An 11,459-nucleotide genomic window follows, 5' to 3' on the forward strand; every position below is an offset into this window, starting at 1 on the left:
ACCATGCTGTCTCCCCTGAACACTCTCCTGTTCGTCATTATCTTCATTACGGCCAGCATCGGCCATGCTGCCGGAATATCCGCAGTCACCAGTGACCGTTGCCGAAAAATGGAAAAAGCAGGCGTCATCACCAAGCAGACACCGGTCCGGTGCAGCCGTCTTAGGCGGGTAACCTTCAGCTATATCAACTTCGAAGGGAAGGAACAGCACCAGGGAGAAATAATGGTGCTTGATGCAGTAGCCAACCAGGTCTCACATTTATTGGATGAACTCAGAGCCATCCGCTTCCCTATCCATATGGCCAGAACCATGGAGCACTTCAAAGGGAATGATAATGCGTCAATGGCAGCCAATAATACTTCGGCCTTTAATGACCGCCCCATAACCGGGCAGCCGGGAACGGTTTCGATACACGCCTATGGTCTTGCCATTGACATCAATCCGGTCATAAATCCCTATCTGGAGCTCTCAGAAAATGGTCAGGCCCGGTTTAACCCACCGGCGGGAGCTGAGTATGCCAACCGGAAAGCATTCCGGCTGGGTAAGCCCTTAAGACCCGGTATGGCTGAGCATGTGATCGATCTCTTTGCACGCCATGGTTTCCTGTACTGGGGAGGTTACTGGGATACCCCTATCGACTACCAGCACTTCCAGGTCAGCCGGGAAATGGCTGAGTTTCTGGCGGCGGCTCCCTATGCTTTGGGGCGGGATTATTTTGAGCAGTATGTGAAGTATTACCGGGCCTGTGAGCAGGCGTTTCCAGAACAGTACCACCGCCGTGAAATTCAGGATTACAACCACTGGCTGAAAGCCGGGCAGCAGTCTCCGCTACTGAACATGTACAGGAAAAACCCAGAGGCCTTTAAGCGAAAAGTCAGCCAGCCCCTTTCTGCAGGCCAGACCTGTATTTCTCAAATCCGTCAACATTAAAGACGTAAGGGTAAGTTCTTATTAACGAGAGCCCGGAAGCAATGATAAAAATGAAAGCACTTTTTCAGACCATTGCTCTGGCCTACTCAATGCGCAATCACACGAACGGAAACATAAATATACTGCTGTCTTCAGCAGCCGTTCTCTGCGCGCTGGTGTATACAGGCTGGGACCACCCCATCATCTATTAGCTACTTCAGCTTCAACTCCCCCACTTTCCTGGAAGTAAGTGCACCCATCGCGTCTGCGTCAATGGGAAGACCTTGCCTGGTTGCCAGCAACCAGCCTGCATGCCACTTCTCTGCGACTGCCGCCAGGTATTACTTCCCACAAGAATGACACGTCCCAATTAGAGGACGTGATTGATTTGGATGCAAATCCAAAGGTTGAAGCATGAAAGCTATCTTCAATATCGCCTTCAAAAAGAGGCGGTGTTGCCTGCAGCATGGGATTTTTTTCGGGCAGGCTCTCCTTCTGGCATGCACCCTCAGCGGCTGCAAACCTACCCGGCAGGAAGCCACCCAGGCTCCACCTCCAGCGGTATCTGTGATAACGGTAACCGAGCAGGCTGTCGGCAGCTATGAAGAGTATGTGGCCAGAACGGATGCGGTGAATACTGTTAACCTGAGAGCAAGGGTCGAGGGCACCCTGACAATCCTGGATACTCAGGGGGCCTTTGAAGGCCTGCGGGTCAAAAAAGGCCAACCCCTTTTTGAAGTGGATCCAAAGCCCTACCTGGCCGCACTCAAAAAAGCGGAAGCCGATGTCGCCAGCGCCTGGGCCGAGCAAACACTTTCCGTGAAAGAGCTGGAGCGGGCCCGGAAACTGTTCAGTAAAGGACACATCAGCCAGGCCGACCTGGATACCAGAATCAGCCACCGGGATCATGCCACGGCCTCACTCAAAGCCGCACTGGCCAGTCTGGATACGGCCCACCTTAACCTGAGTTATACCGATATCGTCGCCCCTTTTGATGGTGAAGTGGGAAGGATTCGATACAGCGATGGTGCCCTGGTTGGTCCAGCCAGTGAGGCCCTGGCCACACTGACATCAGTAGATCCTGTTCATGTGTATTTTCAGGTTGATGAGAAAAAATTCACTCGCTACCTGATCAACACCCATGGCGAGGAACAGGGAGACCATCGTGACTACCAGCTTTCCCTTCGTCTTCCCGACGGCACGCTCTATGGCCAGAAAGGGGTTCTGGATTTTGCAGACACCCATGTGGATGCCACCACTGGCACCCTCACTGCCCGGGCAAAGTTTCCCAACCCTCAAGGCATTATTGTACCCGGTCTCTACGTTACCCTGATTGCCCAGGGCCAGGAAAAGCACAACCGCCCTCTCATCCCTCAGTCCGCAGTACAGGAAAACCAGTCCGGTCGTTTTGTTCTCGTTGTCAACGATCAGCACCAGGTCGAGGCCCGGCCAGTGACAATGGGGCGCAGGACAGGCCCCATGTGGGTGGTCACCGAGGGCCTGAAAGCCGGTGAACAAATTATTGTTGAAGGCCTGCAAAAAGTCAGGGAAGGCATCCAGGTAACGCCCGTTGCCGTCAGGGTTGATCAGGAAAGCGGTGCAATAGTGATGAAAGCTCCCGCCGCCAAGCCCGCACCACAGAAAGAGGGAGTTTGACATGCTCAGCCAGTTTTTTATCAACCGGCCAAAGTTTGCCTTTGTCATATCTATTGTGATCACACTGGTGGGGCTGATCGCCCTTTATACCCTGCCGGTAAGTCAGTACCCGGACATCACCCCGCCCCAGATCACTATCAGTGCTTCCTTTCCGGGCGCCGATGCAGAAACCGTAGAACAAGCTGTCATCCGCCCCATTGAAGAGCAGGTCAATGGTGTAGAGGACATGCTCTACATTGACTCTTCCGCCGAAAACAATGGCAGCGCCACCATCATCGTGACGTTTAAATCAGGCATTGACCAGGATATGGCCATGGTCAATGTCCAGAATCGGGTAGCCGTTGCAGAACCCTCCTTGCCAGAAGACGTTCGTCGTCTTGGGGTAACAGTGCTGAAGCAGTCTTCCAACATGCTGATGGGAGTCAACCTGTTATCGGAGAAGCAGGAATACAACTCGGTGTACCTTAGCAACTATGCCAATAACTACCTGCTGGAGCCCATTTCCCGTATTGACGGTGTGGCCAAGGCAGAAATTATGGGCACCCCGGTATACAGCATGCGACTCTGGCTGGACCCGGAACGAATGACTGCCCTGGACCTGACCACTTCAGATGTAGCCAGTGCCTTGAATGAACAGAACGTCATAGTCGCAGCGGGAAAACTGGGCCAGGGCCCCAACCTTCCTGACCAGCAGTTCACTTACACCATAAAGACCCGTGGTCGCCTGAGCGACCCGGAAGAGTTTGGCAATATCATCATCAAGGCGAATCCGGACGGCTCCATCGTCAGGGTCAACGACATCGCCCGGGTAGAGCTGGGGTCTGAGAGCTACGACAGTGAGTCACTGATGAATGGCCGCCCTTCTTCTTTTCTGGTGATCTACCAGCAGCCGGATGCCAATGCCATGGAAGTGGCCAAAAGTGTCAGGGCCACTATGGAAAAGCTGTCAAAAAGTTTTCCGGAAGGCATCAGCCACGCCATTAAATTTGATACCACTGAGTTTATTGACGCCTCAATTACCGAGGTGGTTGACACCCTGTTCGAAGCCGTTGCCCTGGTGGTACTGGTGGTCTTTTTCTTTCTCCAGAACTGGCGGGCAACCCTGATTCCAGCCATCGCCATTCCCGTTTCCCTGATTGGCACCTTTGCCATCATGAAACTGCTTGGCTTCTCCATCAACACCATCACTCTGTTTGGCCTGGTACTGGCCATTGGCGTGGTGGTGGATGACGCCATTGTCGTTATTGAAAACGTCGAGCGCCTTATTAATAAAGAAGGGCTGTCACCAAAGGACGCAACCTCACGGGCCATGAAAGAAGTATCCGGCCCGATCATTGCTACCACTCTGGTGCTACTGGCGGTATTCGTACCCGTTGCTTTTATGCCGGGCATTACCGGAGGGCTTTACGCCCAGTTTGCCGTCACCATTTCAGTAGCAGTGCTGATTTCCTCGGTGAATGCCTTGACGTTAAGCCCGGCCTTGTGCGCCACGCTGCTGAAAAAAGGCAAGCTGGGGCACATTCTCTGGCTGAAGCCCGTGGACACTCTAATTCATAAAATGACCGGCGGTTATAAAGGCTGGGTAACCCTGCTACTCAGACGTTCCATTCTGGGAGTTGGACTGTTTGCCATTATGATCGCATCCACAGGCTATCTGTTTACCAGCACCCCGACGGGCTTTATCCCGGATGAGGACATGGGGTTCTTTATGGTGGATGTCCAGCTTCCGGATGCCGCCTCTCTCAATCGAACCAAAGCGGTAGTTGACGAAGTGATCAATACCATCCGCTCCGAAGAGGGTGTCGACAGTGTCATAACCATCTCTGGCTTCAGCCTGATGAGCGGCATTGGCACCAATGGCAGCATGGTGATTGTCACTCTGGACAACTGGGCAGATCGAACCAGCCCACGCCTCCACCAGAGCGCAATATTAAACCGCGTTCAACAGAAGCTCTGGGCACTCCCGGAAGCTCAGGTGATGGCTTTCGCTTTCCCACCCATACCAGGGCTGGGTACATCCGGAGGTTTTGATTTTCGCCTGCAGGACACCATGAACCGCTCTCCCCAGGAGTTGAGCCAGGTTCTGAACGGTTTGATATTCCAGGCAAACCAGCGACCGGAGCTAAACAGAGTATTCAGCACCTGGCGAGCCAATGTTCCCCAGTATTATCTGGAAGTGGATCGAAACAAGGCGAAAACCCTGGGCATCCCCTTGTCTGAAATTTTCATGACCCTTCAGGCCCAGCTTGGCTCTCTGTACGTGAATGACTTCAACAAGTTTGGTCGCACTTACCAGGTCAAAATGCAGGCAGAGAGCAAAGACCGGGCATCACCTTCCGATCTGGACCGGTTCTATGTACGCAACCTCAAGCAGCAGATGGTTCCTCTGTCCACGGTTGCCTCTTTAACCCCTGTACAGGGGCCTGGCAATATCAAGCATTATGACCTTTATCGATCAGCCACCATCAGTGGCCAGGCGGCAGACGGCTACAGCTCTGGGGACGCCCTCCAGGCCATGAGCCTACTGGCAAAAGACCTGCCCGATGGCTATAGCTTTGACTGGTCAGGACAATCTTTGCAGGAAATACAGGCTGGCAACCTGGCTCCCATCCTGTTTGGACTTGCTTTCCTTTTTGTTTATTTGTTCCTGGTGGCACAATATGAGAGCTGGACCATGCCACTGGCCATTATCAGCGCAGTTCCAGTTGCCAGCTTTGGCGCTTTTCTGGGCATCAACCTGATGCGTCAGGTTTACCCTGAAGTCGCTAATGATATCTACGCCCAAATTGGTATGGTGCTGCTGATTGGCATTGCGGCCAAAACCGCAATTTTAATTGTTGAGTTTGCCATGACCCAACGCCGCGAGGGAAAAAGCATACTGGCTGCGGCCAGCACTGCGGCAGAACTCAGATTCCGTGCGGTCTTAATGACGGCGTTGTCTTTTGTGCTTGGAGTATTGCCTCTGGTGTTTGCCAGCGGTGCCGGTGCAGCCAGCCGCCAGGTGATTGGCACAACGGTCATGTCAGGAATGTTGGCAGCCACGCTGTTCGGTACTCTTCTGGTTCCGATGTTCTACTTCCTGCTGCAAAGACTTCGGGAATACTTTAATCCTGACAAAGCCAACAGCTAAAGAGTCACGGTCTTTACCTCTCCAAATCATGATTCGGGGAGGTAATCACTCCATAAAAGCTAGAATTTCTGCCGATAGGTCAGAGTCAGAGCATCACTGCCGCTTTTATCTCCAGAAAGCCCCAGGTAATCAATGCCAAGCAGTTTATCTTTATCCGCACCAAACCGGTGGCTGCAACCCAGCCCGTAATAAATGGCGGTTTCCCTGGTTTCCGCCAAGGGCGTATCCGGCCACTGGCTACGGCGGCTGGAATTCTTCTCTTCCTCTTGCCAGCCATGGGTTTTCTGAAGCCCCACTTTTACACTGAACTCAGTGGGTGCGCTCAGGTCGGGCAGGGTATACACCAGGCCAGAGCCAATGCGGGCCGTCAGGCCTTTTTGCCGGGAGGCATCCAGACTTCGGGTACTTCCTTCAGATGACTCTTCGTGGGCGGGAATGTCTCCCAGCCTGAATCCCGCATACACTTCCGGCACCAGCCTCAACCCCTGGGCCACATCGTCCAGAAAGATGCTGTAACTCAACTGGGCATGTGCCGCCCATTCACTTCCATCCGGGCTACCTTGCCAATGCAGCTGCCGGGTTTTCAAGCCTACCCACCCGTAATTCACCATGGCATCCAGCGCCCAGTGGGAGGAACTCCAGGAAAGAAAGGGCCCTATTCGATAAATGTCCGCATCCGAGCCGCCCTGCTCAAAAGTCATCCGGACTTTCTGAAATCCAAACATGCCTCCCAGCAGTAGTCCATTCCCAAGGGTCGAAAACAGCCCCAGCTCAGCCCCCTCTCCCTTATATTCCTGTCGCAGGCCTGATACCGGTTCCCAGTGTCCCCTGAAGGCATAGCCCTGTCCATAGAAGTACCACTGATCATCTTCCAGCCCTGTCAGAACGGGGTTTCCACTGGCATCCGCGACCATTGGAGCCCCCTCATAAAGGTCGCCGTCCAGTGCCCCAAAGCCACTCTTGTGAATTTTACTGAATGTCCCATAGTGGAAATTCCAGTGGTGGTCGCTGGTGTGCTCCAGAAATTTCTGGTTGGCAAGAAAGTTAGGGGTACCCGCTTGTTGAAATGCCTGCTTCACTTTGCCAATGGCTGACAGGATCTCTTCTGTTGAATAACTGCTGTCAAACTTTTCAGTTCGAAGCAGGCTTTCTGCTTTTGGATCGTCCTGATGATCAGCGAGATAGCTGGAGATCACCATCATGTGCAATGGGGGGAGATCCTGCCTGCCTGAGCTGGCATAGGCATCCGCCAGCTCTTTATAGCCCGCCTTCAAAGCCGATGCCTCACCCGAAAAGGGGGCTTTGGCGTTAATCTGCTCATACCGGTGCTCACGAAGTATTTTATCTCCAGTTTCTCTTGCCAACTGATCCATCTCTGACTTTGAATTTGAGCCACAACCATAAAGAAGAACAACTGTGGCACTAGCCACCAAAAAACGACAAAGCAAAATGCCTGACTTCACTACTTTCACCGGATAAAGCTTATAAAACAAGCTAATAAAGGTAGTAAAGAACAAGCAAAATTCAACAATACGCAAAAATAGAAATTTTCCCCAAATCAGGGACAGTATTCTGAAAACTCCTCCCTACAGAGCTCAACCCTTTCAGCAAACCCAAAATTAGAGTACGTTAAATAATAGGTTTGAAAAGCTTTCTTGATGCGAGCTTTATTATTCTCCCAAAGTTCATTGTCACCCAGATGCTGATCATAAACCAATTTAAGACTACTTATCACCAACTCATTTATTCTTTTTTTCCACTGTTCGTCATCTTGCACCCCATACCAAACTCCCAACAATCGAATCAACCTTTCTATCCTGCTCACATCATACCCCTCCCTGCTCACGCCATACCCCTCATCATACTCTGTATTGAAAACTACAGTAAAAAAATATAATTGTTTATAGATATCGTCCGATTTTGATTTCACACACTGCTTAAATTCACAAAGCTGACAGTCAGCAAACCTCACTGAATATCCAAGACCTGAGTAAAAATAAACAAACTGATCCACTGCATTTACAGCAGACCTCTTCATATTTCTTTTCAATCGATAATATCTATATAATTCCTGTGCCTGACCAACCAACCTCTTCATATGATTCATATGATGATTACAATCTGGTTCAGACAGATCCCTGTTACGTAATATTCTTATTAACGTCCAGATATAAGCAGATCGTCCTTCTCCTGAAAAATCAATCAACAGGCCTTCTCCATCAACAGGATAACCAAAGCCGTCCATATGGGCATAATGAAGAAGTGCCTTGGAAACATTATTTAATCGGTCACCATAAAGCGACTTTCCCCTGATACTGTACCGAGTAAACCCCTCTAGATACAACATCAGACTCACAACTCGGAAATCATTCACAGTAACGCCATTTTTCTTTAGTTCTCGAAGCGCCTGCTTTACAAATAAAGTCATTTTCCGATCCGGTGACCGGAAGTGAGATTTTTTATAGGACTCTGTTCCATGCCTCAGTACAAAACGTAAGTCCCTTTTCAGCTTGTTGGGTCCCGAAATACCTTCAACGAACTGATCTGCCCACCCATCCTCGGAGGAATGCTCAATCTCGGCGCTACCCTCCTCTTCAGCCACCCCAACGCTTGCCCCATACAAAGGACAGGAAGAGAGCAGGAACAGGCAAGTAACCCAGGGGAATAAGCGGTTCAATACAGCCTCCCAACTGGTTGTTCTGCAACCAGACAATACACAGCCACAGAGGAAAAATAGCAGCCTTTGCCTGATACACCTGGATTAACTAGAACCATTATCCTACCTCTTTATTCCATCGAGTTACTGATAATTCCCCCCATGAACATTGCCAAGGCCAGCCGCATCCAGTATCGTCGTTCGGTTAATCTCCTAATCGATTCAGAGACCCAGAGACATGGCTCAGTACGTCTATACCATGAACCGGGTGAGCAAAACTGTTCCCCCGAAACGTCAGATACTAAAAGACATCTCGCTGTCTTTTTTTCCGGGCGCCAAAATTGGCGTTCTGGGCCTGAACGGTGCGGGCAAATCAACGCTGCTGCGGATCATGGCGGGGGTCGACAGCGAATTTGACGGGGAGGCCCGCCCCCAGCCCGACTTGAACGTTGGTTACCTCCCTCAGGAGCCCGAACTGGATCCTGATAAAACCGTTCGGGAAGTGGTGGAAGAAGCCCTGGGTGAAATCAAGCAGGCCCAGCAAAGACTGGATGAAGTCTATGCTGCCTACGCAGAACCGGATGCCGATTTCGATGCCCTGGCTGCAGAGCAGGCCAAACTGGAAAACATTATCCAGGCCGCTGACGCCCATAACATGGAACGCAAACTCGATGTTGCCGCCGATGCTCTCCGCCTGCCGGAATGGGATGCCATGGTTGCAAACTTGTCTGGTGGCGAGCGCCGTCGTGTAGCTCTCTGTCGTCTGCTTCTGTCCAGCCCGGAAATGCTGTTACTGGACGAACCCACCAACCACCTGGATGCAGAATCCGTCGCGTGGCTGGAGCGGTTTCTGGTGGAATACCCCGGCACAGTGGTGGCAATCACCCACGACCGGTATTTTCTGGACAATGCCGCTGGCTGGATTCTTGAACTGGATCGGGGCGAAGGCATTCCCTATCAGGGCAATTACAGCGCCTGGCTGGAGCAGAAAGAACAGCGCCTGGAGCAGGAGCAAAAGCAACAGGATGCCCGACGCAAAGCCATGGAGCACGAACTGGAATGGGTACGCTCCAACGCCAAGGGCCGGCAATCAAAGTCCAAGGCGCGACTGGCCCGCTTTGAAGAAATGCAGTCCCAGGACTTCCAGAGCCGTAACGAAACCAACGAAATCTATATCCCACCTGGCCCTCGCCTGGGAGACAAAGTGCTGGAATTCAATCATGTCAGCAAAGGGTTTGGTGACCGGCTGCTGATTGATGACCTGAGTTTCAGTGTGCCCAAAGGGGCGATTGTGGGCATTATCGGGGGGAACGGTGCCGGTAAATCCACTCTGTTCAAGATGATTATGGGCACTGAGCAACCGGATTCCGGCTCTATTGAGCGGGGCGATACGGTTAAAATTTCCAATGTTGAGCAGATGCGGGATGACCTGGATGACCGGAAAACCGTCTGGGAAGCCATCTCCGATGGCCAGGATATGCTGCGCATCAATAACTATGAAGTGCCTTCCCGTGCCTACATTGGCCGTTTCAACTTCAAGGGTGGCGATCAACAGAAACGGGTTGGGGAGCTGTCCGGTGGTGAGCGGGGCCGACTTCAGCTGGCAGCCACATTGAAAGACGGCGGTAATGTATTACTGCTGGATGAACCTTCCAACGACCTGGATGTAGAAACCCTGCGCGCCCTGGAAGAAGCCATGCTGGCATTCCCCGGTTGTGCCATGGTGATCTCCCACGACCGCTGGTTCCTCGACCGGGTGGCCACTCATATCCTGGCCTACGAAGGGGACTCCAGGGTCACCTTCTTTGAAGGGAACTATACCGAGTACGAAGCCGACCGGAAGGAAAGGCTGGGTGAGGAGGCTGCTGGCCCCCACCGGATCAAGTACAAGCGGATTGATGCCTGACCTTTCTACCGGCACTCCCCCTGAGTGCCGGTTTCACACCATTAATACACAAGCAATTCCTCGAAGGCTTTTCCAAGAAAATGAGAAGTAAATCGCAAAAGGATCAAAGTCCACCGGAATGACTTCTAAAGCAACTCCCGTTGTCAGGTTGCTCTTGGGTTTGCCCCTGAGGCTCTTCCTCGCCTGACCTCTGTGTTCTTGTACCATTTGAAGAAGACGATTGAGAATCCGTTTGGGAAGCTCCCTCCTCCCCCTGCATCCCCACCTCGCCCATAACCGATTCAATCATTTGGCGGTTTTCTGCTGTTTGATACCCACTGAATATGACACCATCAAGAGCAAAAAAGACCCCGTGAACCGTATAAACATCTTCAGTAAATCCATTGGAACGGTGAACGTCAATGCCAACTTGCAGGACATCTCGCTCCACCCCAACCTCCTCAAAAATAAGGCGAATTACCCGGTCCCTTTTCGTTTTTAAATACTTGAACCGCTTAAACTGAACCTTGCTTTCTGAATATTTCCCGAAAACAGCGTCTTTTTTTAAAAAATGGATAATGGGGGAAATCAAAATAATGAGCTCCCGATAATATCCCTCCCTCCAATCAAAAATAAGCTCTCCGGCGCTGTTCAAATTAAGTGTTGCTCTACCCAATGTATAGAAACTTGATCTAAAAAAGCCTCCTCTGAGAAGAGTTGAGTTTTAAGAAACCTTTTCCACCCGAGGTAACGAGACAGGTATTTTGTTGCAACGCCTCTGAAAAGTCCGTTAATCCAGCTCTTCAGGTCACTGTGATAAGCATTGACGGTTTGGATGTGGTAAATCTCCTCCTTCACATATTCACCGGAACCCGTTACCAGCGTCTTCAGAGTGACTTTCAGCTTTTTTCCCAGACTGTCATGTGACATGTGTCCATCAAGACACATCGTGCTTCCTGCCTGAATTTTGCCTTTGAGATGAGTAGTGAGTTCATCGATGCTGACCTGTTTGAGGACAGCATCCACAACATGATGATCCCGATCACACGCCACCATCACGGGTATTAGCTTGATGGGCTCAGATTTAGCTGCTTTTGCTTCAGAGTGCGGCTTATTTCTTAAACGTCGCCTGCCACGCTTGCGAGGCAGACGATCCAGATTTCGCGCCCCTTTTTCAGATTCGAGAAAGAAGGTTTCGTCTTCTTCCGAGATACCCGATAAAA

General features: G+C 51.3%; 8 protein-coding genes. 4 read left to right on the plus strand and 4 right to left on the minus strand.

Features of this window, described 5'->3' with window-relative positions; all coding sequences use genetic code 11:
* Positions 1-3: 3 nt before the first annotated feature.
* The 3 genes from ACNRUY_RS07945 to ACNRUY_RS07955 all read left to right on the plus strand — a co-directional run bounded on the left by ACNRUY_RS07945 (position 4) and on the right by ACNRUY_RS07955 (position 5,695).
* Positions 4-930 carry a M15 family metallopeptidase gene (locus ACNRUY_RS07945; RefSeq protein WP_488111116.1) on the plus strand — a complete coding sequence of 309 codons (927 nt, stop codon included), beginning with the start codon at positions 4-6 and terminating at the stop codon, positions 928-930.
* Between the two features lie 393 nt (positions 931-1,323).
* The gene (locus ACNRUY_RS07950) at positions 1,324-2,565 is read left to right on the plus strand and encodes an efflux RND transporter periplasmic adaptor subunit (protein ID WP_488111117.1); all 1,242 of its coding nucleotides are present in this window, start codon (positions 1,324-1,326) and stop codon (positions 2,563-2,565) included.
* Position 2,566: 1 nt separating this feature from the next.
* Positions 2,567-5,695, plus strand: coding sequence for an efflux RND transporter permease subunit (locus ACNRUY_RS07955; protein WP_488111118.1), 3,129 nt, complete (start codon positions 2,567-2,569; stop codon positions 5,693-5,695).
* A 59-nt stretch (positions 5,696-5,754) separates the two neighbouring features.
* Here ACNRUY_RS07955 and ACNRUY_RS07960 read toward each other — a convergent pair whose 3' ends face one another.
* Together ACNRUY_RS07960 and ACNRUY_RS07965 are read right to left on the minus strand one after the other, a co-directional pair.
* Complete coding sequence (locus ACNRUY_RS07960) at positions 5,755-7,059, minus strand: autotransporter domain-containing protein (RefSeq protein WP_488111119.1); 1,305 nt, start codon at positions 7,057-7,059, stop codon at positions 5,755-5,757.
* A 194-nt stretch (positions 7,060-7,253) separates the two neighbouring features.
* Entirely contained in the window at positions 7,254-8,297 is a 1,044-nt protein-coding gene (locus ACNRUY_RS07965) for a hypothetical protein (protein ID WP_488111120.1), read from the minus strand.
* 292 nt (positions 8,298-8,589) lie between these two features.
* Here ACNRUY_RS07965 and ettA point away from each other — a divergent pair, with 292 nt between their 5' ends.
* Positions 8,590-10,257, plus strand: a complete 1,668-nt coding sequence (ettA, locus tag ACNRUY_RS07970; RefSeq protein WP_488111121.1) for an energy-dependent translational throttle protein EttA — start codon at positions 8,590-8,592, stop codon at positions 10,255-10,257.
* Positions 10,258-10,360: 103 nt separating this feature from the next.
* On the opposite strand, the gene ACNRUY_RS07975 is transcribed toward ettA, so the two are convergent.
* Positions 10,361-10,891, minus strand: a complete 531-nt coding sequence (locus ACNRUY_RS07975; protein ID WP_488111122.1) for a hypothetical protein — start codon at positions 10,889-10,891, stop codon at positions 10,361-10,363.
* Positions 10,888-11,459: IS1595 family transposase (locus ACNRUY_RS07980; protein WP_488111123.1), on the minus strand; the 572-nt coding region annotated here is incomplete at its 5' end. The genes ACNRUY_RS07975 and ACNRUY_RS07980, both read right to left, overlap by 4 nt.

The sequence above is a fragment of the Endozoicomonas sp. Z74 genome (genome assembly GCF_057680865.1).

Excerpts from the sequence above, each read along its gene's own strand:
- ACNRUY_RS07945 (WP_488111116.1), top strand. The coding sequence starts at position 4 with ATGCTGTCTCCCCTGAACACTCTCCTGTTCGTCATTATCTTCATTACG.
- ACNRUY_RS07950 (WP_488111117.1), top strand. The coding sequence starts at position 1,324 with ATGAAAGCTATCTTCAATATCGCCTTCAAAAAGAGGCGGTGTTGCCTG.
- ACNRUY_RS07955 (WP_488111118.1), top strand. The coding sequence starts at position 2,567 with ATGCTCAGCCAGTTTTTTATCAACCGGCCAAAGTTTGCCTTTGTCATA.
- ettA (WP_488111121.1), top strand. The coding sequence starts at position 8,590 with ATGGCTCAGTACGTCTATACCATGAACCGGGTGAGCAAAACTGTTCCC.